We start from the raw sequence: 22,744 nt of genomic DNA, 5'->3' as shown, positions 1-22,744 counted from the left end.
AGAGCCCCGTCCGGATCCAGGAAATCCTCCAAGAATCCGGACGGGGCTTCTTCACATGCCGGGACGAACAGCGCCCACGAAGGACGATCGGCGCCATCCGCTCAGCTTGTCGATGCGTACCCGTTCGCCTGTCCGTGGCGAGTGGATCATCTTGCCCTTGCCGACGTACATGCCCACATGGCCGAGCCCGCTGAAGAACATCAGGTCGCCAGGCTTGAGATTGCGCCAGGAGACCTTCTTCTTGGTACGGGCGAACTGGCTGCTCGCCACGCGCGGGAGCTTGACGCCGGCCTTCTTCCAGGCGAACTGGACGAGACCGGAGCAGTCAAACGAACCAGGCCCTGTGCCTCCGTACCGGTACGGGTCACCGATCTGGTTCTTGGCCACGGCGATGGCCTTGCGGGCTTTCACTTTCTGCCGAGCGAGCTTGGCTGCCCTTCGCTGGGCGACCGTGGCCTTCTTGGACGACTTGGCGGTGGTTTCCGCCTTCACCGTCGTCGGAGCGGCCGCATCGCTCGTCGTCGTCGCCTGAGCCGTTGGGGCATGGAGGACGAGACCTCCGGCCGTCACGGTCATCGTGAGTGCTACGCCACTCAGGGCAAGGCAGGACAGGCGGGGGTTCTGCAGGGGACTAGACAGGATTTCTCCTTGTGTCTTCCACGAACGCCTACCGGGTTAGCTGACGGATTCGGGCGTGGAAGTCGCCCTACGGCGCGATGGCGCGCCGACTCACCCCTGATCCCTTGGGAACTCGGGATCGCTTGGGTCCCCGGCTCCGTGCTCCTGGCTGCACGGATTCGGCAGGCCGCGTGCCCCGATCCAGATTCGATGTGGGGATGCTCGGGGAGCGACCGGCGGATTCTTTTGTCTGTCTCGCATCGGGGCAGACCCGGTGCGGGGTTCGCGGCGACATGGCTTGTTCACCGCGACGACGCCAGAAGCTACGTCGAAAGGTCAAGAATCGGCAAAGGGTGAGTCAGCTTGTAAAGATCAGGCAGAGGGTGGTGTCAAGTTTGAAACCCCTGCTGGAACACCAGGTTCTGTTACCGAAATGTGACTCTGCTCACACTTGGAAACCGGCGGGCTTGTCAGGTCCCAATTGTCACTTAAGCCACATTTGACACCCTTTAAACGTGAGCAAGGCCACTGGGAGCGCTCCCGCTCGCTCTGTCCCGCAACGCCCCGCCATGCCCGAGCAAGCACCGAAATCTACGGACCCCGCAGTATTCGTCACCCCTGAGCAGAGTGGACCTCAGGCCGCCACGAAGGCGACGATCTACTATTCTCGATCGTAGTTACTGACCTGGCAGGGCGCCGGATGCGCCCACAGAGGCCCGCGCACTTCGGCACGCCTGAATACGGCCACCGGAGACCGAAACGGGTGCGGCCACGCCCGGCCCTCAGGAGACCAGAACTGGTTACGGGCGGACCGCTCCGACGAGGGAACGACCGTAGCCCGAGAGCTTGACGACCTTGACGACATCGCCTGTCTGCGGCGCGTGGACGATCTGGCCGTTGCCCGCGTAGATGCTGACGTGCCCGAGCCCTTCACTGAAGATCAGGTCCCCGGGCTGCAGCGCGTCGAGCGACACCTTCCGGCTCGCCCCCCACGACCACTGCTGCCACGTCGTACGGGGCAGCGACACGCCCGCCGCCGCCCAGGCCGCCTGGGTGAGCCCGGAGCAGTCGTAGCCGCGCGGCCCCGTACCTCCGTAGATGTACGGCTTGCCCACCTGCGCGTACGCGAACCGCAGCGCCGCCGCCGCGCTGCCCGAAGCCGGACCCGTGTACTTGATGCCCGTGCTGTTGGGATTGCCGGGGTTGTACGCCCCCAGCCTGTCCAGCAGCTTCTTCTGCTGGGCGATCAGCTTGCGGATCTCGGCGCGCTCCTTCTCGACGGCGTCGCGCTCCTCCTCGGCCTCGTCCAGCGCCACCTCGGCCTTGTCGCGCTCGGCCTTCAGCCCCTTGTTCTCGCGGTCGAAGGCGGCCAGCTTCTCGGCCCGTTCGCGCGAGAGCTGCCCGGCCACGGCCCAGCCCGAGAGCATGGCCTGAGGGTTGTTGGAGCCGAACATGCCGGGCCAGGAGGTGACGTCCTCGCCGAGCTTGTAGCTCTCGACGGCCATCCCGATCACCTGCGCGCGCAGGTCCGCGACCGTCTGCAGCTTGCGCTTGTAGCTGTCGTTCAGCTTCGTGTAGGTGCTCTTGGCCGTCTTGTAGCGCTCGTTCGCCTGGTTGAACTGCTCGACGACCTTGTCGGCCTTGTCGTTGAGCTTCTCCAGCTTGGCCTTGGCCTGCGCCAAGGTGGGGCGAGGATCAGCGAGGGCAGCCCCCAGCGGGGTCAGCACCAGTCCGAACGCGAGACCCGCGGCCACCGGTACCCGGCCAAACCTCACTGTATCGCCTCCCAGGGATTACACCTGGGGCGAAATAGTACAGAAGTGGCAGACGAGGTATGGCCAAACCTACCAATTCGTAATTTATGCGCGGCCCAGCCTGCGCAGCAGCAAGCCAGACGGAACGGGTCTGGCGCCCATCCGCCTGACGGACTCGGCCACCTCCCGGTCGGACGACACCACGGCGATGGCCCTGCCGGACGGCTCGGCGCGGACGAGCTGCCTGATGAGGTCGTCGGCGATCTCCCCCGGCGCGCTGAACAGCACCCGCACCCCGCGGGGCGCCACCACCTGCACGGGCGCGTTGAGCTCCGCGCCGTCGAACACCACCGTCACCTCGACCCTGGTCTGCGCCACCAGCCCGCCCAGCGAGGTCATCAGCCGGGTGCGCTGGTCGGCGAGGGTGAGGGTGCCGTAGCCGGTCTTGGTGACGTTGTAGCCGTCGATGATCAGATGCACCTGCGGCAGCGCGAGGAGCTGGTCGAGGAGCTGCGGGTCGTCGTCGGCCAGGGCCCGCGCGGGCACGCCGCGCACGCCGGGGCGCTCCCCGGTGACGGCCGCGACGGAGTCGGCGGGCCGGCTGATCGTGGTGGGCAGGGCCAGCTCGCGGCGGAGCCCGGCCGAGGCGTCCTGCAGGGCGTCGAGCAGCACCCGGATGCGGGCGTCCTCGATGCTCCTGCCCTCGCGGGCGGCCCGGCGCGAGGCCTCGAGCTGTTTCTCCACGTCGGCCACCCGCTCGCGCAGCCGCCGCAGCTCGGACTCGCCGGCGCTGCCCGCGGCCGTGGCGGCCGATCTGGCCTCCTCCGCCGCCCGCTCCATCTCCTCGGCCCGCCGCGCGGCGGCCTTGGCCCGCTCGCGCGCGTCGTGCAGCTTGCGGCGCAGGTCGGAGTTCTCCGCGCGGGCCGCCTTGATCTGCTCGCGCAGCCGGTCGGCCTCCTCCTTGGCGGCGCTCTTCTGCGCGGCGAGCTGCTCGCGCAGCCGGGTGACCGTCTCCTCGCGCTCCAGGTCCTCGGCGGCCACCGCCGACTGCTCCAGGTCGGCGCGGGCGGTCTCGATCATCTCCGCCCAGCCCGGCGGCCGGGTCAGGTACGCGGCCGCGGCCACGAGCACGGGGTCGGCGGCCGGCGGCACGTTGCCCTCGGCGAGCGAGGCGACCAGCTCGGGCCATCCGGCGGCCACCGACTCGGCGACCAGCTCGCGGAACTTCTTGTCGTTCTCGAGCTGCGCCGCGATGGGCGCGCCGCCCAGCTTGGCCCGCTTGCGGGGGTCGAACTTGGCGATGCCGCGCAGGGGCGGCGGGATGGTGGCAGCGGGCATCGACCCGAGGACCTGGGAAGCCAGATCCACGACGTTGAGCCGCACCTGCTCGGGAAGCGGGCGAGACAGGCCTTCACCCGCTGAACTCATCCCACTTGTCCCTTCGTGACATGCCCTTTCAGACAAGGGTACGGCTGTTGCGTACCTGACCGTAACGGCCGTCCGTATATGGACAAGCGCTTGCTAGGGGGTATACGACTGTCGAAGGGCACGTGTCCAACCGGGAGGCCCCCTGTGACGGAACAGCTGCGCACCTCCACCCGTGACCTGGAAGAACTGCGGAAACGCGCCACCGCGTGGCTCCGCACCCAGGTCGGCGCCGACGCCACGGTGTCCGAGATGTCCAGACCGTCGGAGAACGGCCTGTCGAGCGAGACCCTGTTCTTCACCGCCACCTGGGACGGGCGGAGCACGCGCTGCGTAGCCAGGCTCGCACCTGCGGTGGAGGCCGTTCCGGTTTTTCCTTCCTACGATCTGCGGGCCCAGTTCCAGATGATGCGCCTGGCCAGGGAAAAAGCTGGGATCCCAGCGCCCAGGCCCCTGTGGTTCGAGCCGGATCCCGGCCCGCTGGGCACCCCGTTCTTCGTCATGGAGCGGGCCGAGGGCGAGGTACCGCCCGACGTGATGCCGTACACGTTCGGCGGCTGGCTGCACGACGCCTCCCCTACGGACCAGCGCCGGCTCCAGGACGCCAGCGTGGGCATCCTGGCGGCGCTGCACCAGACCGCGTTCACGCCGGAGGAGCTGGCCCCGTTCGGCGCCGCCGGGCTGCGCGCGCACGTCGAGGCGCAGCGCGCCTACTACGAGTGGGCGCACGGCGAGCACCGGATCCCGCTGCTGGAGCGGGCGTTCGGCTGGCTGGAGGCGCACTGGCCGGACGACCCCGGCCCCGACGTGCTGACCTGGGGTGACGCCAGGATCGGCAACGTGATGTACCAGGGCTGCGACCCGGTCGCGGTGCTGGACTGGGAGATGGCCGCCGTCGGGCCGCGCGAGCTGGACCTGTCCTGGATGATCTTCTTGCACCGGTTCTTCCAGGACATCACGGTCAGCGCGGGCCTGCCCGGCATGCCGGGGTTCATGCGCCGCGAGGACGTCTGCGCGACCTACCGCGAGCTGACCGGCTACGAGCCGCGCGACCTGGACTTCTACGAGATGTACGCGGCGCTGCGGCACGGCGTCATCATGGCCAGGATCTGGCACCGCAGGATCCACTTCGGCGAGCTGCCCATGCCGGACGACCCCGACGATCTGGTGCTGCACCGGGCCACCATCGAGGAGCTGCTGGCCGGCTACGAGCCGGCGTCGTAGACCAGCAGCGCCACCTGGACCCGGTTGTTGAGGCCCAGCTTGGTGAGGATCCGGGAGACGTGCGCCTTGACCGTGGGCACGCTCATGTAGAGCTCGCGCCCGATGTCGGCGTTGGACTTGCCCTGCCCGACGGCCGTGGCCACCTCGCGCTCGCGCTCGCTGAGCCGGCCGAGCAGCCTCCTGGCGCGCTCGCCGCGCTCCCCCGCCCCGCCGCCGTCGGAGACGTGGGTGATGAGCTGCCGCGTCACCGCGGGCGACAGGATCGGCTCGCCCGCGGCCACCTTCCTGATCGCCTGCACGAGGTCACCGGGCGCGATGTCCTTCAGCAGGAACCCGGCCGCCCCGGCGCGCAGCGCCCGCAGCACCTGCGCGTCGGCGTGGAAGGTGGTCAGCACCACCACCTCGGGCGGCTCCGGCGTGCGGCGCAGCGTCTCGGTGGCGGTCAGCCCGTCGATGCCGGGCATCCGGATGTCCATCAGCACCACGTCGGGCCGGTGCGCGCCCACCAGGGGCGGCACCTCGGAGCCGTCGCCGGCCTCCGCGACGATCTCGATGTCGGCCGCGCCGCCGAGGATCATCGACAGCCCGGCCCGCACCATCGCGTCGTCGTCCACGATCAGCAGCTTGATCGGCCCGTCAGCGGTCATGCCTCGTCCTCCCGAGTCGTCTCCACCGGCCACGGCAGCCAGGCGCGTACCACGAACTCCCCCTGCGGCGTCGCGCCGTGCTCCAGCCTGCCGCCGGCGAGCTCCGCCCGCTCGGTCAGCCCGATGAGCCCGGCGCCCGCCCCAGGGATGCGCGCGCCCGCCCCGGGAAGGCGCGCGCCGTGCCGCGGCCCCAGCGGGTTGCGCACCTCCGCCGACAGCGCCCTGCCGGGGGCGCCCTCGACGGTGACGGCCACCGGCGCGCCGCCCGCGTGCTTGCGCGCGTTGGTGAGCGCCTCCTGGACGATGCGGTAGAGGTTGCGGCCCAGCCCCTCGGGCGCGCCGTCGGCCCGCAGGTCGAGCCGCACGTCCATGCCCGCGTGGCGGCACTCCTCGACCAGCGCGGGCAGGTCGGCGAGCGTGGGCTGCGGCCGTTCCGGCACCGTGTCCTCGCCTTCGGAGGTGGAGTGGCGCAGCACGCCGATCACCTCGCGCAGGTCCTGCAGCGCCAGGTGGGCGTTGGTCCTGATCGCCCCGGCCGCCCTGGCGATCTCGGCGGGCGGCGCGTCGGGCCGGAACTCCAGCGCGCCCGCGTGCAGGCTCAGCATCGAGATGCGATGGGCCAGCACGTCGTGCATCTCCCTCGCGATGCGCTCGCGTTCGAGCCGCTTGGCCTCCTCGGCGGCGCCGTCGGCGCGCTGCCTGAGCGACCAGACGAGCTGCCGCCTGGCCCTGATCACGATGCCCCACGCGAACACGGTCAGGACGATGGCCACGCCGAGCGCCGCCGCCCAGGTGCGGTCGAGCTCGCTCTGGGGCCGCAGCGAGACGTACGGGATGAGCGTGAGGAGGTTGAACAGCGTGATCGGCCCCGAGACCTTAAACGGGCGATGCACCGCTACCGTGAACAGCGCGACCACCGACGCCCCGCCGGGCATCTCCAGGTAGGAGGAGAGCAGGCCGGTGACCACCGCGAGGCCCACCGGCCACCTGCGCCGCAGCCACACCGCCGCGCACGACAGCGCCCCCGTGACCTGCTCGATGAACACCAGGGGCTCGGACGGGTTCTGCTGCTGGAGCTCCTCCAGGGACAGGAAGGTCAGAGCGCAGGCGAGCAGGAACATGACGATGTCGACGATCCAGTCGCGCATCGAGCGCCGCACGCGCCCGCCCGCGCGGCCGTCGCCGAGCAGCACCGACGGCAGCGCCCACCGGTATTCGGAGGTGGCGGCGCCGTCTCCCCGCAGTTCCGTCACGTTCATCGAGGTTAGGCCCTTCCGCGGGTACGGCGACAGCGACCAAAGTCGGTGCCTGCCGAGACCAACGACCGACGCGGGCGGCCGGGTGGCCGGGCGAGGCTTGACGGCATGCAAGCGGTGTTGAAGGTGTTCGGCTGGCTGCTGATCCTGCAAGGGGTGGGCGGCCTGGTGAACGGCCTGCTCGGATGGTGGCGGTGGGCCCACGACCTGCTCGTGGTCAATCTGCTGCCACTGCTGGAGGGATACGAGGTGTTCGCGGCGATCGTGATGGGGGTGCTCGGGTTCGCGCTGCTGGCCGTCGCCGAGTCCATGGACGGAACGGAGGCCGGGCAGTGAGCGCGACCCGGCTGCGGCCGCCGCGCCATCAGGTCGATCCGCGGGCGGTGGCGTGGTGGACGGTGCAGTGGCTGATCCTCATGGTGCCGGTGGCGGGGGCGTCCGTGGCGGCGTACTGGTGGTTCACGGAGCGGCCGGTGTGGCTGGGCGCGGTCGTGGGGGCGTTCGCGGCGGGCTGCCTGGCGCTGGCGGTGGTGGCGCCGCGGGCCTCGTACCGGGTGGAGCGGTGGGAGGTCACCGACCAGGCGGTCTACACGCGCAAGGGGTGGCTGACGCACACCTGGCAGGTGGCGCCGATGTCGCGGATCCAGCGGGTCGACACCGCGCGGGGGCCGGTGCAGCGACTGTTCGGGCTGGCGGACGTCACGGTGACCACCGCGTCGTCGGCCGGGGCCGTCAAGATCGAGGCCCTGGATCACGAGGTGGCGGCCGAGCTGGCCGAGCGCCTGACCGCCATCACCCAGGCCACCCAGGGGGACGCGACGTGAGCCCGTACGACACCTCCCCGGCCGCGGCGGAACGGCACGGCACGACCCCGGGAAACGCTCCCGTTGACGGCGGGTGGCAGGGGCTGGCGCGGCGGAGCCTGTGGGCGTCGGCGGTCAAGTCGCTGGCCATCGTGGCGGGCGCCACCGCGGGGCTGGTGCGCCTGCTGGCGGGCCGCGACTGGCCGGTGGGCGGCATCGTGGCGGTCTGCGCGGGCGCGGCGGTGCTGATCGTCGCGGGCGTCGTCGCCTACGACGTGCTCAGGCTGCGCACCACCCGCTGGCGGCTCACCCCCGAGCGGCTGGAGCTGCGCTCCGGCATCACGGTCCGCCAGCACCGCGCGATCCCGCGCGACCGGGTACGCAGCGTCGACCTGCGCGCCGACCCGGTGAACCGGATGTTCGGCCTGACCGTGGTCAAGGTGGGCACCGGAGAGCGCGCGGAGGACGGCTCGGAGGTCAAGCTCGACCCGCTGAGCAGGCACGACGCCGAGGCTCTGCGCCGCACCCTGCTGCACCAGGGCCAGGAGGCCGCTGCGGGCGAGGGGCCGCTGGCGGAGCTGAGCTGGTCGTGGATCAGGTACGCGCCGCTGTCGGTGTGGACGTTCACGGGCGCGGCCGTGGTGCTCGGGGCGCTGTACAAGGCGCTCGACTCGTTCGGGCTCAAGAGGTTCACCACCCGTCTCGCGACGGGCCTGTGGGAGTGGCTGGTGGCCCAGCCGCTGCTGGCCGTCCCGCTGGTGGTCGCGGCGAACGTGCTGGTGGGCGTGCTGGGCGCGGTGCTGCTGTTCGCCGAGTCGTGGGCCCGCTACCGGCTGGAACGCGAGCCGGGCCGGCTCAGGCTGCGCAGGGGCCTGCTGACCAGCCGGTCGCTGACGCTGGAGGAGCGCAGGCTGCGCGGGGTGGAGATCGGCGAGCCGCTGCTGCTGCGGCTGGCCGGCGCGGCCCGGCTCAGGTCCGTCGCCACCGGGCTGGGCAAGAGCGCCGACAACGAGACCGAGGACGCCGCCGCGCTCACCCCGCCGATGCCGCGCGCCCTGGCGGTGCGGGTCGCCGCCGCGATCATCGGCGCCGGCGTGCCCGCGCTGGCGGCGCACCCCGCCGCGGCCAGGCGCAGGCGGCTGGTACGGGCGGTGACGGCGGCGCTGGTCACCGGGCTGGCCACGGCGCTGCTCACCGGCACGGGCGTGGCGGTGCCGTGGCCCCGGGTGAGCGGCTGGGTGAGCACCTGGCTGGGCGGCTGGGTGTGGCTGTTGCCGGTGGCGGTGCTGACGTACGGGCTGTGGCACGCCGTGGCGAGCGCCGCGAGCCTCGGGCACGCGCTGAGCCCCCGGCATCTGGTCACCAGGACAGGCGCCGTGGTGCGGCGCACGGTCGCGCTCGACCGCAAGGGCATCGCGGGCTGGACCTTCACCGAGTCGTTCTTCCAGCGGCGCTCCGGCCTGCTGACGGTCTCGGCGACGACGGGGGCGGGCCGGGGTCACTACGACGTGGTGGACGTGGGCCGCGGCGACGGTCTCGACCTGGCCGCGCAGGCCGTTCCTGGGCTGCTCGAGCCCTTCCTGTCCCGGGACAAGCAATGAGCCGCGAGATCCCCCACGGTTTGCCCATGCCCCTGTACTGGACAAACGTGATCGCGCGGCTCAGGTGCTTGCAGACATAACCGTATTTGTCCCGCTTGCAACCGGGTTGCAGCCGCATTAACCGTTGCCGCAGATCATGAGTCAGAGTCACGAAAGCCGCGACCGGCCGCGCGGGCAGCGGCCGGAGCGCCCCGCTCCGTCAGTTGCCGGCCGCCTTCTCCAGGTAGGCCCTGGCCAGGGTGAGCGCGCCGGCCATCGCCTCCTTCTCGGGCATGAACTTCACCTTGGGCGAGTTGGTCGCCTCGCCCTCGGGCCGCTGGTGACCTGAGTAGTCGACGGCGACCACGACCGAGCCCCGGCGGATGATCACCGAGCCGCTGGAGGCCGAGACCTCCCCGCTCCTGCTCTGCACGAACTGCTGGTACGCCTGGTCGCCCAGGCCCTTGACGCCGGTCAGCGCGCCCCAGGTGATGCCGCCGATCGAGGACTCGGCCGTGGTCCTGGCCCGGCCGTACTGGCCGGAGTAGTACGCCTTGGCCGCGAGCTCGTCCGCCGCCCCCGCCCGGTTCGTGAACCGGTGCACGGTGATCAGCGCGCTACGGATCTTCGCGACGCCGGGGCCGCCGGACAGCTCCCGGTTGAGCCACCGGCACTCGGTCTGATTGTCGTCGCCGACCGCGGTGCCGCGCGCGCGGGTCGTCGGCTCGGGCACGAGCCGGGTGGCCGTCTCCGTCACGGCCTGGCAGTCCGCGGGGAAGGAGGCCAGCACGGTGGGCGAGGGCGTCGCGGTGACGGTCGGCGAGACGGTGGCCGCCGCCGACGGCTCGGCCTTGGCCAGCACCCCGGGGTGCTGCGCCTGCCAGGCCGCCGCCCCCTTGGCGAAGTGCCCGACGAGCCCGCTCACCTCGCGGATGGCGTTCTCCTCCGTGACCGCCTGCGTGCTCTCGTTGCTCAGGACCTGCGCGTCCTTGCGCTGCTGGCCCGCCTGGAACTTGACCTCGATCGTCATGTCGCCGACGCGGGCGTGCGCGGTGCCGTAGGCGTACCAGAGCAGCTCGCCGTCGCGGCGCCAGGTGTACTGGGCGAACGCGGCGTCGCCGACGCCCGTGATGTCCTTGACCGGGGAGACGTACTCCTTCTCGCCGGGATCGAGCGACGGCTTGGCGGTCTCGCCGTACTTGCCGCCGCGGTACTCCATCTCGTACGAGGTCTGCGCCATCGCCCGGCCCGTCTTGGCGCCCTCGCCCTTGTGCTGCTCGATCTTGACGTCGATCTCCCGGCTGCGCCAGAACTCGCCGAACGAGATGCGCTGGTTGATCCAGTTGCAGCCGAAGTTCACCGTGTAGTCGCCGTCGCGGGACGCCTTGGCCACGGTCGCGCCGGGCACCAGCCGCTCGGCCTCCTCCTCGGGCAGCATGGCGCACACGTCGGGAGCCGTCACGGCGGCCGCGGGCTGCTTGGCGGGCGAGGAGGAGCCTGTGGCGGAGGGGGCCGCGCCGCCGGAGACCTTGCCGTACAGGAAGTAGGCCCCCACTCCGCCCGCCGCGACCAGCACGACGAGCGCGGCGGCGAGGGTGGGCAGGAGCCAGGCCGGACGCCGCGGGGGCGGTGGGGGCTGCGGCATGGGCGGCATGGGCGGCATGGGCGGCGGCATGCCCGGCGGCATGGAAGGCATGGGCGGCATGGGCGGCGGGCCCGGTGGCTGGTAGTGCCTGCCTGGCCCCTGATGAGGGGTGCTGGGCGGCTGGAACTCGCTACCGGGGTTCACGGGGACTCCTGGGGTTGCCCTGACTTGCGCGGAGACATAGTAGTCACGCCTCTTGCAAGGCGCTTGCAGCGTGTTTGCTCGCTATGTCTCATTTGGCCAGCGCCGCCGAGATCAGCCGCGCGGCGGCGATGGCCGTCTCCGGGTCCGCCATCGCGTCGGCCGCCTCCTTGCGCGGTGAGGCGCCGGCCGACACGTCCTCGCGGTGCCAGACCACCTCGCCCAGCAGGTTGCTCGTGCGGAAGAGCAGGATGCTGCCGGCGGTGCCGCTCTCGGTGGAGTTGATGTAGAACCTGAAGCCGTTCTGGACGATCGCCGCCTCGCCCACGCCGGTGACGTCCCTGACCGCTCCGTACGCCTGCCGCTGGCCCATGCCCTCGGCGGCGGCGCGGGTGCTCTTCTCGCTGGCGAAGCGGCGCTGCGCCACCTGGGGGCCGCCGAGGTCGCGGGTGGGCTGCTCGGCCCAGACGCGTACGACGAGGCTGCGGGCGGGGGCCGTGCCCTCGCGGATGAGCCACTGGCACTCGCCCGGCCTGGTCAGGCTGCGTTTCGGGGCGCCCTTGACGAGCCGGGCGGCCTCGGCGTCGGTGAGCAGGGTGCACGGGTCGGGCGCCGTGACGTACCGGCCGGTCTCCTGCTCGCTGAGCGCGGCGGCGGCGTACCAGCCGCCCGCGCCCAGCGCCACGACGGCGGCGAGCGCGACCGGCACCGGCCACCACCTGCGGGCGCGCCTGTGGCGATGGCGGGGAGCCATGCTGGGGGCCGTGCTCGGGGCCGTCAGCCGGTTCAGCACCTGGCGGACCTGGTCCGCCGTGGGGCGGACGGCGGGGTCCTTGGCCAGCATGGCCATGAGCAGGCCGCCCAGCTCGTGCCCGGCCCTGGCCGGGAACGGCGGCTCGTGCAGCAGCACCGCCGCCGCGACGGCGGCGGGCAGCGCCCGCTCGAACGGCCCGCGGCCCTCCACGGCGGTGTACAGGCTCGCGCCCAGCGACCACAGGTCGGCGGACGGGCCGGACGGCTGCTCGTTCAGCCGCTCGGGAGCCATGTAGCCGGGCGAGCCGGCGCTGCCGAACATGTCGCCCCTGCCGCCCATCGGCGCGGCGATGCCGAAGTCGGTGAGCATCGCCGAGCCGTCGGCGTCGAGCAGGATGTTGGCGGGCTTGACGTCCTGGTGCAGCATGCCGTGCGCGTGCGCGACCTCCAGCGCCGACAGCACGCGCAGCCCGACCGCGGCCACGAAGGCCGGCGGCAGCGGCCCCCGCTCCTTGATCACCTTGTCGAGCGAGCGGCCGGTGGTCAGGTCCATGATGATCCACGGCTGGTCGCCCTCGAGGACCACGTCGTGCACGAGCACGATCGCCGGGTCGCGCAGCCGCCCCGCCGACCTGGCCTCGTGGATGGCCCGGTCGGCGAACTCCGCCCGCTCCCGCGGGCCCAACCCCTCGGGCACCCGCACCTGCTTGACCGCCACCTGCCGGTCGAGCATCTCGTCGATCGCCCGCCACACCGTGCCGGCGCCGCCCTGCCCGAGCCGCTCGATCAGCCGGTAGCGGCCCGCCAGCAGGTAGAGGTCACCCGGCATCGCGCAACGCCCGCTCGCTCGCCTGCGCGGCTTTCAGGGCCGCCTGCTTGATGTCCTCGTCGGTCGGCTTGTCGCTGAGAGTGGTGTACTCGACGCTCACCACCAGGTTGGCCAGCCGGTAGTAGACGTGGGCCGAGATCATGCGGCCGGTGGGGCCCTTCAGCTCGAAGCCGAACGCCTCCTCGCCGATGCCGGTGACCTGGCGCACCGGCGTGCGCGCCGCCCTCATGGCCTGCTTCACGCCGATCTCCGGCCAGCTCCAGTCGACGGAGTCGTACTTGTTCCAGTAGCGCTGCTGGTTCTGGAAGAGCTTGCGGGCCGAGGCCTCGGTCATGGACCAGGGGTCGACGGTGTCGGAGTCCTTCTGCACCTGCAGGCCCACGCCGGTGCCGGTCAGCGGCCAGCCGCACTTGGGGCCGACCTCGTCGGAGTCCGGCCGGCCCGCGGGCGGCCGCTGCGTGAGCAGCAGCCTGCCGACCTCCTGCTGGTCGATGAGCGTGCAGACGTCCATCGGCACGGTGAACGCGCCCGTGCCGCCCCCGCCGTCGCGGTTCATCAGCACGAACCCGGTCGCGCCCGCCCCCGCGAGCACCACCACCGCCGCCGCGGCGGCGATCCAGAGCGCCGCCCGGCCGCGCCGCCCCGCCGCGTGCGGCGCCGTCACCTCGGCGGTGACGGGAAGCCGCGGCGCCGGGCCGCCCGCCGCCACCTGCCGCAGCGCCTCCACGACCACGCGCGGGTCGGGCCGGGCGGCCGGCTGGTAGGCCATCATGGCGGTCACCACCGGCCCGAGCGGGCCGTGCATGGCGGGCACCGGCTGCGTCAGCGTGGCGCGGATGCGCTGGGCGGCCGAGCCCTCGTAGGCGGGCGCGCCCGTCAGCGCGACGTGCAGCGTGGCGCCGAGCGACCACAGGTCCGCGGCGGGCCCGCCGGGCTCGCCCTCCAGCCGCTCCGGCGCGATGAACCCGGGCGAGCCGATCATCAGGCCCTGCTCGGTGAGCGTGGCCTGGCCCTCCTGCCTGGCGATGCCGAAGTCGGTGAGCACCACCCGGCCGCTGTCGGTCAGGAACACGTTGCCCGGCTTGACGTCGCGGTGCTGCATGCCCTGGGCGTGCGCGACCATCAGCGCCTCGAGCACGTCGGCGCCGACCCTGGCGGCGTAGTCGGGCGGCATGGGGCCGAACTCGCGCACGGTCTCGGCCAGCGTGCGGCCGCGCAGCAGCTCCATGACCAGCCACGGCCGCTCCTGCTCGACGACCACGTCGTGCAGCGCCACGATGCCGGGGTGACGCAGCCGCGCCATGGCCTGCGCCTCGCGCACCGCCCTGGTCACGAGGTCGTGGCGCTCCTTGTCGGACATGCCCTCGGGCAGCGTGAGCTCCTTGACCGCGACGTCGCGATCAAGCATCTCGTCCCTGGCCAGCCACACTTTCCCCATGCCGCCCGCGCCCAGCGGGTGCAGCAAGGAGTAACGGCCGGCAAGTCTTCCCGCGGACATAAAGGGAAGGGTAACTAAGGATCAAGAGGGGTGCTTACTCGTTCCTGTCGGTCCGGCTCTCTATGGTCTTGGTTCGTGGATCCGGTTCAAGGCACTCTCGACGAGCTCGGCACGCCGCTGAGCGAAGTCACGTTCGTCGTGTTCGACCTCGAGACGACCGGCGGCGCGCCCGCCGAGGACGCCATCACCGAGATCGGGGCGGTCAAGGTGCGGGCGGGCGAGGTGCTCGGCGAGTTCTCGACGCTGGTCGATCCCGGAGGGCCGATACCGCCGTTCATCTCCGTGCTGACCGGCATCACCGACGCCATGGTGACGGCCGCCCCCAAGATCGACTCGGTGCTGCCGAGCTTCCTGGAGTTCATCCGCGGGTCGACGCTGGTGGCGCACAACGCGGGGTTCGACACCCGCTTCATCAAGGCCGCCTGCGCCACGCTCGGCTATCCCCCGCCGGCCAACCCGGTCGTCGACACCGTCGACCTGGCCAGGCGGGTGCTGACCCGCGACGAGACCCCCAACGCCAAGCTGGCCACGCTCGCGCGGTTCTTCCGCAGCCCCGTCGAGCCGTGCCACCGCGCCTTGCAGGACGCCAGGGCGACCGTGGACGTGCTCCACGGGCTGATCGAGCGGGCCGGTTCCTTCCAGGTGCACACGCTGGAGGAGCTCAAGTCGTTCGTCCGCGCCCCCACGCCCGAGCAGCAGCGCAAGCGCCACCTGGCCGAGTCGGTGCCGCACGCGCCCGGCGTCTACCTGTTCGAGGACGAGCGCGGCGAGGTCCTCTACATCGGCAAGAGCACCAACCTGCGCAACCGCGTGCGCTCCTACTTCACCGCCGGCGAGACCCGGCCCCGCATCCGCGAGATGATCGGCATCGCCGAGCGGGTGCGGCACATCGTCTGCTCGACCGCGCTGGAGGCGGAGGTACGCGAGCTGCGCCTCATCGGCGGCGCCAAGCCCCGCTACAACCGCCGCTCCCGCTTCCCGGAGAAGATGGTGTGGCTCAAGCTCACCACCGACGTCTTCCCGCGGCTGTCGATCGTCCGCGACCTCAAGGACGACGGCGCCACCTACCTCGGCCCCTTCACCAGCACCCGCCTGGCCGACGACGCCCGCATCGCCCTGCACGAGGCCGTCCCGCTGCGCCAGTGCACCCAGCCGGTCACGCTGCGCACCCGGCGGGCGGCGTGCGTGCTGCACGAGATGGGCCGCTGCGGCGCCCCCTGCGAAGGCAGGGAGAGCCCCGAGGAGTACGCCGTGCACGTCGAGAACGCCCGCCGCGCCATGACCCTCGACGCCTCCTCCGTCTTCAGCGCGGTGTCGGCCCGCATGGAGCGGCTGTCGGTCGAGCAGCGCTACGAGGAGGCGTCGGTCGATCGTGACCGGCTGGCCGCGTTCGTCCGCGCGGCGGCCCGCATGCAGCGGCTCAGCGCCATCACCCGCATCCCGCAGCTCGTGGCCGCCAGCCCGGCCTTCGGCGGCGGGTGGGACATCCACGTGGTCCGCTACGGCCGGCTCGCCGCCGCCGGGGTCATGGCGAAGGGCACCCATCCGACCCCCTTCGTCGCCTCGCTCAAGGCCACCGCCGAGGTCGTGATCCCAGGGCCGGGGCCCGTGCACGCGGCCAGCGCGGAGGAGACGGAGTGCATCCTGCGCTGGCTGGAGTCGCCCGGGGTGCGGCTGGTGGAGGTGGACGGCGAGTGGAGCCTGCCCGCCTTCGGCGCCGGGCGACACAAGGCCCGCATTGACCTCGCTTACCGGCATCTCGACCAACGCCGCCCTCGGGAGGGGCGACCTTTGAGGTGAAACGATAGAGTTGATACATGGTCACGGCTATCGTCCACATCAATGCAGAGGTAGACCGGATCCCGGAGGTCGCCCAGACGATCGCCGAGATCGAGGGGGTCAGCGAGGTCTACTCCATCACCGGCGAGTACGACCTGCTGGCCATGGTCAGGGTCGCGGCGTACGAGGAGATCGCCGAGGTCGTGCCGGGGCGGATCAACAAGGTCGCCGGGGTGCTGCACACGGAGACGCACATCGCCTTCCGCGCCTACTCCAAGCACGACCTGGACGCCGCCTTCTCGATCGGCTTCCCCGAGGCCGACTGACCGCCCCTCCGGGACCACCCCGGTCCCGCACCGGCGCGCACCGCACCCCCGGCCACCGAACGACGCCACGGCCCGCGCCGCCATGCCACCGCACGGGCGGCCGCTGAGCGACGTCACGGCCCGCGCCGCCGTGCCACGGCACGGGCACCGGCCGCTGAGCGACGCCACGCCCCCGCGCCCGCGCATCACGCCGGCCCGGGGCCCCGCGCCGCCCGCCACGCTGATCCAGCGCGTTCACCCGCATACGCCACGCCCCGTCAGGCGAACCCCAGGCATGCCAGGCGCACGTGCGCGCACCGGAACCCCGCACCAACGCCGACGGGCCCGGACGAGAGATTCTCTCGTCCGGGCCCGTGCGGTTGTGGCGTCAGGGCTCAGTGGGTGATGCTGCGGTCGTCGCCCCCACCGCTGCCGATGGCGGCGTGCTCGTCCTCGTGCTCGTGCCCATGCCCGTCGTCCATGGGGATCTTCTCCCCGCCGTACGCCTTGGACATGCGCCCGCGCAGCTTGCCGAGCGGCCCGCGCATGCCCTTCGGCGGGATGCCCGAGGTGTCCTCGTCCACCGGCAGCATCGGCACCGGCTCCTTGCCGCGCATGTGGGCCTCGATGTCCTCCGACGGAGGCGTGTGGACCTCGATGAACTCACCGTGCGGCAGCCGCTTGATCACGCCGGACTCCACACCGTGCGAGATGATCGCCTGGTCGGAGCGCTGCAGGCCGAGGCAGATGCGGTAGGTGATCAGGTAGGCCAGGGCCGGCCCGACGAAGATCAGCACACGGCCCGCGTAGGTCGTGTGGTTCAGGCTCACGTGGAAGTTCGCCGCGATCTCGTCGTTCGCGCCGAGCAGCCACAGCACGCCGTAGAACGTGATGGCCGCCATGCCGATCGAGGTGCGGTGCGGGTTGTTGCGCGGGCGGTCGGCCACGTGGTGCTCGCGGTTGTCGCCCGTGACCCAGCGTTCCAGGAACGGGTACAGCGCCAGACCGGTCATGATGATGCCCATCGGCACCAGCGCCGGGATGATCACGCTCAGCGGCAGCGTGCCCGCGTGGGACGAGCCGAAGAGGTTGATCTCCCACGGCGGCATGATGCGCAGCGCGCCTTCGAGGAAGCCCATGTAGAAGTCGGGCTGCGAACCCGCCGACACGTCCGCCGGCGTGTACGGGCCGAACAGCCAGATCGGGTTGATCTGGGTGAACGTCGCCAGACCGCTGACCACGCCCAGCGTGAACAGGAAGTACGCGCCCGCCTTGGCCATGAAGGCCGGGTAGAACGGCGCGCCCACCACGTTCTTGTTGTCGCGGCCCTTGCCCGGCATCTGCGTGTGCTTCTGCACCCACATGAGCACCATGTGCGCCGTGACCAGCGCCAGGATGATGCCCGGGATGAGCAGGATGTGCAGCGAGTAGAACCGGGAGATGACCGCCTCGCCGGGATACTCGCCGCCGAACAGGAAGAACGTGATGTACGTGCCCACCAGCGGCAGCGAGATCGCCACACCCTCGGTGATCCGCAGACCGGCTCCGGAGAGCAGGTCGTCGGGGAGGGAGTAGCCGGTCAGGCCCTCGGCCAGCGCCAGCGTCAGCAGCAGCACGCCGATGATCCAGTTGATCTCGCGCGGCTTGCGGTAGGCGCCGGTGAAGAACACGCGCAGCGCGTGCACCATCATGCCGGCCACGAAGAGCAGGGCCGCCCAGTGGTGCATCTGCCGCATGAGCAGACCACCCCGGACATCGAAGCTGATCTCCAGCGACGACGCGTAGGCCTCGGACATCATGACGCCCTTGAGCGGCGCGTACGAGCCGTCGTAGGCGACCTCCATCATGCTGGGCTTGAACCAGAACGTCAGGAACGTACCGGTCAGCAGCAGGATGATGAAGGAGTAGAGCGCGATCTCGCCCAGCAGGAACGACCAGTGGTCGGGAAAGACCTTGCGCAGGTTGCGCTTGAGGGCGTTGGCACCGCCGAGGCGCTCGTCGAGGAAGTTCGACGGTCCGGCGATGGCCTTGGGCACGGCCTTCAGATCACTCATGCCTGGCCTCCCTTCTCCCTGACCGCTGCCTCAGCGTCACCACGCTCCCAGTAGCTGGGGCCGACGGGCACGTCGAAGTCGCCCTGCGCGATGAGGTAGCCCTCGGCGTCGACGGTGATCGGCAGCTGCGGCAGCGGCCGCGCGGCCGGACCGAAGATGACCTTGGCGCCGTCGGCGGCGTCGAACGTCGACTGGTGGCACGGGCAGAGGATGTGATGGGTGTTCTGCTCGTAGAGGGCGGCGGGGCAGCCCACGTGGGTGCAGATCTTGGAGTACGCGACGATGCCGTCGTGCGTCCAGTTCAGCCTGGTGCCGCCCTTGATCTCTTCCGGACGGAACTTGATCAGGATCAGCGTGGCCTTGGCCAGGGCGTTCAGGTCGTGCTCGTACCCCTCGGGGACGACCGACAGGATGCCGCCGGGCGAGTTGAAGTCGGCCGCCCTGATGGGCTGGCCGGTGCCCTCGACGACGAGCCTGAGCGGCTTGCCCTCCTTGTTCTTCTCGCCCCACACCGTGTGGCGCAGCTGCTCGTTGAACTTCGCGCCCGGCATCCGGTTGTTGTCGAGGTCGCGCAGCAGCACCAGCGGCACCAGGCCGAGCGGCGCGGCCGCCAGCAGCAGGGTGCGGCGCAGCAGCTTGTGCTTGACGAAGCCGCTCTCGTTGGCGCCCCGCAGGAAGGTGTCCGCGACGACGTCGCGGTCCTCCTCCTCGGAGGCCATCGTGTGGCGCTCCTGGATCAGCGAGTACTTCGGCATGATCTGGCGGACCCAGATCACGATGCCGACCGCCAGACCCAGGATCGCGATCGTGAGGGTGCTGCCCAGCGCCAGGTTGGAGTTGCCCGTCGCCTCGGGGCTGCCGACCTGGAAGTAGACGTAGGAGATGATGAACGCGATGGCCGCGAGGAACGTGATCGTGAAGCAGAGCGCCACGATCTTCTCGGCCTTGCGTGCCTTGACCGGGTCCTGCAGCGTCACGCCGGGGACGTCCTGGTCGGCCTCTGCCGTTTCCGCGGTGCCGAGCATCGAGGTGCCCGGCGCGGGGGTCCCGATGACGCGCTTGGGCACGCGCTCATCCGGCTGCTCGATCTCGTGCTCGTTGTCTGTCATGACTTCTGTCGCTTCTTCGCGGTGATCCAGATGGCGGCGAGTGCTAGGGCAGCGATGCCCACCACAAACGCTACGAGACCTTCGGTGACCGGGCCAATACGGCCGAGGGCGAAACCGCCCGGGTCTCTCTGCTCACGAACCTGGGTGATGTAGGCGATCATGCTGCGCTTCTCTTCGGGCGTGATCGTCGTGTCGTTGAAGACCGGCATGGCCTGCGGACCGGTGACCATCGCCTCGTAGATCTGCGTCGGCGTCGCCTCGTTGAGGTTGGGCGCGTACTTGCCCTGCGTCAGCGCACCACCGGCGCCGACCCAGTTGTGGCACTGGATGCAGTTGGCGCGGAAGAGCTCGCCACCCTTGCCGGCGTCACCGAGCTTGGGGTCGACCTGCTCGGCGCCGGGCACCTGCGGGCCACCGCCGAGCGACTGGACGTAGGCCGAGATCTGGCGGATCTTCGTCTCGTCGACCCACTCGGGCAGCGGCTTGCGCGGCGCCTGGGGGCCGGGCGCGCCGGCCGGCATGCGGCCGGTGCTCATCTGGAAGTCGACGGCCGCGGCGCCGACGCCGATGAGCGTGGGCGCCGTCGTGGTGCCCTGCGCGTTGGTGCCGTGGCAGCTCATGCAGTGCGCTTCGAACAGGCTCCTGCCCTCGGCCACGTCATCGACCTTGCCTGTCGCCAGTGCCGCGTCGGCAGGCTTACCCGCCTGGACAAAGGCGGTGTATACCATCCCGACCAGCGCCAAGGCCAAAATCAGGACGGCGTATCTCGCGAGGGGATGCCGCCGCCAAGCGGTGATCCTAGTCACAGAGATCCCGTTCCTTAACGAATGATGTAGATGGTCGCGAAAAGACCGATCCAGACGACGTCTACGAAGTGCCAGTAGTAGGACACGACGATCGCGCTGGTGGCCTGCTCATGCGTGAAGCGCTTCGCGGCGTACGTGCGTCCCAGCATGAACAGGAACGCGATCAGGCCACCGGTCACGTGCAGGCCGTGGAAGCCCGTCGTCAGGTAGAACACCGAGGTGTAGGCGTTAGCGGACAAGGTCGCGCCCTCTGACGCCAGCTCCATGTACTCGTACAGCTGCCCGGCGACGAAGACGGCGCCCATGAGGAAGCTGACGATGTACCAGAAGCGGAGCTTTCCGACCTGCCCCTTCTCTGCGGCCCACACGCCCAGCTGGCACGTCACACTCGACAGAACCAGGATGATCGTGTTGGCCGTCGCGAACGGGATGTTCAGGTGAGCGACTCCCTCTGCGGCCTCTGCGCCTGCAGGAAGGAGCGCGGGACCCCACTCGAGGCCCTTGCCCTCGCTCACCGACCGGATGGTGAAGTACATCGCGAACAGCGCCGCGAAGAACATGAGCTCAGAGGACAGCCAGACGATCGTGCCCACACTGACCAGGTTCGGTCTGCGGTACGACTGTGCTGTCGTCGTCGAAGTTATTGCGGATGCTGTCGCCACGGGCAGCATTATTGCGGCTCCGGTGGTCGGTCCGGCGCACGACCCCCCGTTAGCAGGTACAAACCGGGAGCCAAGCTGGGATAATTGCCACATAACACCCACCAGGCATGGTGCCCTGGGTATGCATCCCGGCACACCGGTACGATCCCAGGTGACCATACCGCTTCGACTGATAGTGAGCGCGACCGATGTCCACTGGGAGCACCGACGAGAAGATGAAGGTCCTCGTCTACAGCGACGACGCCGCCACCCGGGCCGAGGTGAGCCAGGCCATCGGCAGGCGCCCCGCGGCCGACGTACCCCTCGTGGAGATCGTGGAGTGCGCCACCGAGCCCAAGGTCCACCAGTGGCTGGGGTCGGGCGAGATCGACGTGGCGATCCTCGACGGCGAGACGCAGCCCGCGGGCGGCATGGGCGTCGCCCGCCAGGCCAAGGACGAGGTCTACGACTGCCCGCCCATCTGCCTGATCATCGCCAGGCGCGACGACCGCTGGCTGGCCGACTGGTCCAAGGCCGACGCGGTCGTGTCGCAGCCCCTGGAGCCCATGGTCGTGGCCGACACCGTGGCCGATCTGATGCGCCGCCGCAACTCCACCCGTCTCAACGCTAAGTAGGTGCCCATGGACTCCCGGACGACCTGGCCCACCCTGCTTTCCGCTCTCCTGTCGGGAGAGCACCTCACTTCCGACGAGTCGGCCTGGGCGATGCGGGAGATCATGTCCGGCGCCGCGACGCCGTCCCAGATCGCCGGCTTCGTGATCGCGCTGCGTGCCAAGGGCGAGACCGTGGCCGAGGTGGTCGGGCTCGCCCGCACCATGCTCGACCTGGCCACGCCGCTGAGCGTGGAGGGGCCGGTGGTCGACATCGTCGGCACCGGCGGCGACCGGGCGCACACCGTCAACGTCTCCACCATGGCCGCCATCGTGGCCGCCGCGGCGGGAGCCAGGGTCGTCAAGCACGGCAACCGCGCCGCCTCGTCCTCCTGCGGGGCCGCCGACGTGCTGGAGCACCTGGGCATCCGGCTCGACCTCACGCCCGAGCAGACGGCGCAGGTGGCGCGCGACGCGGGCATCGCGTTCTGCTTCGCCCCCGTCTACCACCCCGCGCTGCGCTTCGCCGGCCCGACGCGCAAGGAGATCGGGGTGCCCACGATCTTCAACTTCCTGGGCCCGCTCACCAACCCGGCCCGCCCGTCGGCCCAGGCCATCGGCGTCTACGACCCCGGCATGCTGCCGGTGCTCGCGGGCGTCTTCGCCGAGCGCGGGGTCTCCGCCCTGGTGTTCCGCGGCGACGACGGCCTCGACGAGCTCTCCATCGCCACCACCTCGACGGTCTGGGTGGTCAAGGACGGCACCGCGACGCAGACCACGTTCGACCCGGCGGTGCTCGGCATCCCGCGCGCCGACGTCGGCGCGCTGCGCGGCGGCGACGTGGCGTTCAACGCCCAGGCCGTGCACGACCTCGTCCGCGGCAAGACGGGCCCGGTGCGCGACGCCGTGCTGCTGAACACGGCGGCCGCCCTGGTGGCGCTCGACGGCCCCGGCGACGACCTCGACTCGGCCATGATCGACGGGTACGCCCGCGCGGTCCAGGCGGTCGACTCCGGCGCCGCGGCGGCCACCCTCGACCGCTGGATCGAGGCCAGCGGCTCCTTCCGCCCCGCCTCCTGACGCCACCGCCCGGGCTCCGCGCCGCTCACCCGGAGCCCGGCAGCCCGGCAGCCCGCAGTCCGGCAGCCCGGCAGTCCGGCAAGTTGCGCCGACGCTCTCGCTCGCGCCCAGGACCCCGTGCCCGACGCCAACGACGTCACTGGGCGCACAGCGCAGGCGCGCCTGGCGGCCTGCAGCGCCGCTCGG

Annotated in this window: 20 protein-coding genes and 1 riboswitch; of the genes, 8 read left to right on the top strand and 12 right to left on the bottom strand. The window is 71.1% G+C overall.

Annotated features, from left to right (window positions below):
* Positions 1-51: 51 nt before the first annotated feature.
* The 3 genes from AB0I79_RS01655 to AB0I79_RS01645 all read right to left on the bottom strand — a co-directional run bounded on the left by AB0I79_RS01655 (position 52) and on the right by AB0I79_RS01645 (position 3,800).
* Positions 52-576, bottom strand: a complete 525-nt coding sequence (locus AB0I79_RS01655; RefSeq protein ID WP_357865796.1) for a C40 family peptidase — start codon at positions 574-576, stop codon at positions 52-54.
* 73 nt (positions 577-649) lie between these two features.
* Positions 650-813: riboswitch (cyclic di-AMP (ydaO/yuaA leader) on the bottom strand.
* Between the two features lie 605 nt (positions 814-1,418).
* Positions 1,419-2,372 carry an NlpC/P60 family protein gene (locus AB0I79_RS01650; RefSeq protein WP_357865795.1) on the bottom strand — a complete coding sequence of 318 codons (954 nt, stop codon included), beginning with the start codon at positions 2,370-2,372 and terminating at the stop codon, positions 1,419-1,421.
* Between the two features lie 105 nt (positions 2,373-2,477).
* The gene (locus AB0I79_RS01645) at positions 2,478-3,800 is read right to left on the bottom strand and encodes an NYN domain-containing protein (RefSeq protein ID WP_357865793.1); all 1,323 of its coding nucleotides are present in this window, start codon (positions 3,798-3,800) and stop codon (positions 2,478-2,480) included.
* A gap of 144 nt (positions 3,801-3,944) precedes the next feature.
* Here AB0I79_RS01645 and AB0I79_RS01640 point away from each other — a divergent pair, with 144 nt between their 5' ends.
* On the top strand, positions 3,945-5,021 hold the full coding sequence (locus tag AB0I79_RS01640) for a phosphotransferase family protein (RefSeq protein WP_357865791.1): 1,077 nt from the start codon (positions 3,945-3,947) through the stop codon (positions 5,019-5,021).
* Here AB0I79_RS01640 and AB0I79_RS01635 read toward each other — a convergent pair.
* Together AB0I79_RS01635 and AB0I79_RS01630 are read right to left on the bottom strand one after the other, a co-directional pair.
* Positions 5,003-5,668, bottom strand: a complete 666-nt coding sequence (locus AB0I79_RS01635) for a response regulator transcription factor (RefSeq protein WP_357865789.1) — start codon at positions 5,666-5,668, stop codon at positions 5,003-5,005. The two genes, AB0I79_RS01640 and AB0I79_RS01635, sit on opposite strands and share 19 nt — an antisense overlap.
* Positions 5,665-6,921 carry a histidine kinase gene (locus tag AB0I79_RS01630; protein ID WP_357865787.1) on the bottom strand — a complete coding sequence of 419 codons (1,257 nt, stop codon included), beginning with the start codon at positions 6,919-6,921 and terminating at the stop codon, positions 5,665-5,667. The genes AB0I79_RS01635 and AB0I79_RS01630 overlap by 4 nt, the downstream gene beginning before the upstream one ends.
* A 111-nt stretch (positions 6,922-7,032) precedes the next feature.
* Here AB0I79_RS01630 and AB0I79_RS01625 point away from each other — a divergent pair, with 111 nt between their 5' ends.
* Genes AB0I79_RS01625 through AB0I79_RS01615 form a run of 3 tightly spaced genes read left to right on the top strand, consistent with a single transcriptional unit; the run spans position 7,033 to position 9,328 of the window.
* Positions 7,033-7,260 carry a hypothetical protein gene (locus AB0I79_RS01625; protein ID WP_357865785.1) on the top strand — a complete coding sequence of 76 codons (228 nt, stop codon included), beginning with the start codon at positions 7,033-7,035 and terminating at the stop codon, positions 7,258-7,260.
* Positions 7,257-7,748, top strand: a complete 492-nt coding sequence (locus AB0I79_RS01620) for a PH domain-containing protein (RefSeq protein ID WP_357865783.1) — start codon at positions 7,257-7,259, stop codon at positions 7,746-7,748. The genes AB0I79_RS01625 and AB0I79_RS01620 overlap by 4 nt, the downstream gene beginning before the upstream one ends.
* Positions 7,745-9,328, top strand: coding sequence for a PH domain-containing protein (locus tag AB0I79_RS01615; protein WP_357865781.1), 1,584 nt, complete (start codon positions 7,745-7,747; stop codon positions 9,326-9,328). Before AB0I79_RS01620 ends, AB0I79_RS01615 begins: the two co-directional genes overlap by 4 nt.
* A gap of 199 nt (positions 9,329-9,527) precedes the next feature.
* Here AB0I79_RS01615 and AB0I79_RS01610 read toward each other — a convergent pair whose 3' ends face one another.
* The 3 genes from AB0I79_RS01610 to AB0I79_RS01600 form a co-directional block, all read right to left on the bottom strand.
* Positions 9,528-11,096 (bottom strand): hypothetical protein, encoded by a 1,569-nt coding sequence (locus tag AB0I79_RS01610; protein WP_357865779.1) that lies wholly within the window; start codon positions 11,094-11,096, stop codon positions 9,528-9,530.
* A gap of 88 nt (positions 11,097-11,184) precedes the next feature.
* A complete protein-coding gene (locus AB0I79_RS01605; RefSeq protein WP_357865777.1) occupies positions 11,185-12,675 on the bottom strand; it encodes a serine/threonine-protein kinase in 1,491 nt (496 codons plus the stop codon).
* Positions 12,665-14,173, bottom strand: a complete 1,509-nt coding sequence (locus AB0I79_RS01600) for a serine/threonine-protein kinase (protein WP_357865776.1) — start codon at positions 14,171-14,173, stop codon at positions 12,665-12,667. The genes AB0I79_RS01605 and AB0I79_RS01600 overlap by 11 nt, the downstream gene beginning before the upstream one ends.
* Before the next feature lie 75 nt (positions 14,174-14,248).
* On the opposite strand from AB0I79_RS01600, the gene AB0I79_RS01595 reads away from it, so the two are divergent.
* Positions 14,249-15,973, top strand: coding sequence for a DEDD exonuclease domain-containing protein (locus AB0I79_RS01595; protein ID WP_357865774.1), 1,725 nt, complete (start codon positions 14,249-14,251; stop codon positions 15,971-15,973).
* A gap of 17 nt (positions 15,974-15,990) precedes the next feature.
* Positions 15,991-16,278 carry an Lrp/AsnC ligand binding domain-containing protein gene (locus AB0I79_RS01590; RefSeq protein WP_043638385.1) on the top strand — a complete coding sequence of 96 codons (288 nt, stop codon included), beginning with the start codon at positions 15,991-15,993 and terminating at the stop codon, positions 16,276-16,278.
* Between the two features lie 374 nt (positions 16,279-16,652).
* Here AB0I79_RS01590 and AB0I79_RS01585 read toward each other — a convergent pair whose 3' ends face one another.
* From AB0I79_RS01585 to AB0I79_RS01570, 4 genes are read right to left on the bottom strand one after another with little or no spacing between them, the layout of a single operon-like run.
* Positions 16,653-18,311, bottom strand: coding sequence for a cytochrome bc complex cytochrome b subunit (locus tag AB0I79_RS01585; protein WP_357865773.1), 1,659 nt, complete (start codon positions 18,309-18,311; stop codon positions 16,653-16,655).
* Positions 18,308-19,420, bottom strand: coding sequence for a Rieske 2Fe-2S domain-containing protein (locus AB0I79_RS01580; RefSeq protein ID WP_357865772.1), 1,113 nt, complete (start codon positions 19,418-19,420; stop codon positions 18,308-18,310). The genes AB0I79_RS01585 and AB0I79_RS01580 overlap by 4 nt, the downstream gene beginning before the upstream one ends.
* On the bottom strand, positions 19,417-20,226 hold the full coding sequence (locus AB0I79_RS01575) for a c-type cytochrome (RefSeq protein WP_357865770.1): 810 nt from the start codon (positions 20,224-20,226) through the stop codon (positions 19,417-19,419). Before AB0I79_RS01575 ends, AB0I79_RS01580 begins: the two co-directional genes overlap by 4 nt.
* Before the next feature lie 14 nt (positions 20,227-20,240).
* On the bottom strand, positions 20,241-20,897 hold the full coding sequence (locus AB0I79_RS01570) for a heme-copper oxidase subunit III (RefSeq protein WP_276083084.1): 657 nt from the start codon (positions 20,895-20,897) through the stop codon (positions 20,241-20,243).
* A 179-nt stretch (positions 20,898-21,076) separates the two neighbouring features.
* On the opposite strand from AB0I79_RS01570, the gene AB0I79_RS01565 reads away from it, so the two are divergent.
* Both AB0I79_RS01565 and trpD read left to right on the top strand, forming a co-directional pair.
* Complete coding sequence (locus AB0I79_RS01565; RefSeq protein ID WP_357865768.1) at positions 21,077-21,502, top strand: hypothetical protein; 426 nt, start codon at positions 21,077-21,079, stop codon at positions 21,500-21,502.
* Between the two features lie 6 nt (positions 21,503-21,508).
* Positions 21,509-22,558, top strand: coding sequence for an anthranilate phosphoribosyltransferase (gene trpD / locus AB0I79_RS01560; RefSeq protein ID WP_357865767.1), 1,050 nt, complete (start codon positions 21,509-21,511; stop codon positions 22,556-22,558).
* Positions 22,559-22,744 lie beyond the last annotated feature (186 nt).

The sequence above is a fragment of the Nonomuraea sp. NPDC050202 genome (assembly GCF_040656115.1).
GTDB lineage: Bacteria > Actinomycetota > Actinomycetes > Streptosporangiales > Streptosporangiaceae > Nonomuraea.
The sequence above is the reverse complement of the archived record's forward strand: the minus strand, read 5'-3'. Positions and strand labels throughout refer to the sequence as shown.

Bases quoted from the DNA above. Each gene is read 5' to 3' on its own strand.
- AB0I79_RS01655 (WP_357865796.1), bottom strand. From the start codon at position 576: ATGACCGTGACGGCCGGAGGTCTCGTCCTCCATGCCCCAACGGCTCAG.
- AB0I79_RS01645 (WP_357865793.1), bottom strand. From the start codon at position 3,800: ATGAGTTCAGCGGGTGAAGGCCTGTCTCGCCCGCTTCCCGAGCAGGTG.
- AB0I79_RS01635 (WP_357865789.1), bottom strand. From the start codon at position 5,668: ATGACCGCTGACGGGCCGATCAAGCTGCTGATCGTGGACGACGACGCG.
- AB0I79_RS01625 (WP_357865785.1), top strand. From the start codon at position 7,033: ATGCAAGCGGTGTTGAAGGTGTTCGGCTGGCTGCTGATCCTGCAAGGG.
- AB0I79_RS01605 (WP_357865777.1), bottom strand. From the start codon at position 12,675: ATGCCGGGTGACCTCTACCTGCTGGCGGGCCGCTACCGGCTGATCGAG.
- AB0I79_RS01600 (WP_357865776.1), bottom strand. From the start codon at position 14,173: ATGTCCGCGGGAAGACTTGCCGGCCGTTACTCCTTGCTGCACCCGCTG.
- AB0I79_RS01590 (WP_043638385.1), top strand. From the start codon at position 15,991: ATGGTCACGGCTATCGTCCACATCAATGCAGAGGTAGACCGGATCCCG.
- AB0I79_RS01585 (WP_357865773.1), bottom strand. From the start codon at position 18,311: ATGAGTGATCTGAAGGCCGTGCCCAAGGCCATCGCCGGACCGTCGAAC.
- AB0I79_RS01580 (WP_357865772.1), bottom strand. From the start codon at position 19,420: ATGACAGACAACGAGCACGAGATCGAGCAGCCGGATGAGCGCGTGCCC.
- AB0I79_RS01570 (WP_276083084.1), bottom strand. From the start codon at position 20,897: ATGCTGCCCGTGGCGACAGCATCCGCAATAACTTCGACGACGACAGCA.
- AB0I79_RS01565 (WP_357865768.1), top strand. From the start codon at position 21,077: ATGTCCACTGGGAGCACCGACGAGAAGATGAAGGTCCTCGTCTACAGC.
- trpD (WP_357865767.1), top strand. From the start codon at position 21,509: ATGGACTCCCGGACGACCTGGCCCACCCTGCTTTCCGCTCTCCTGTCG.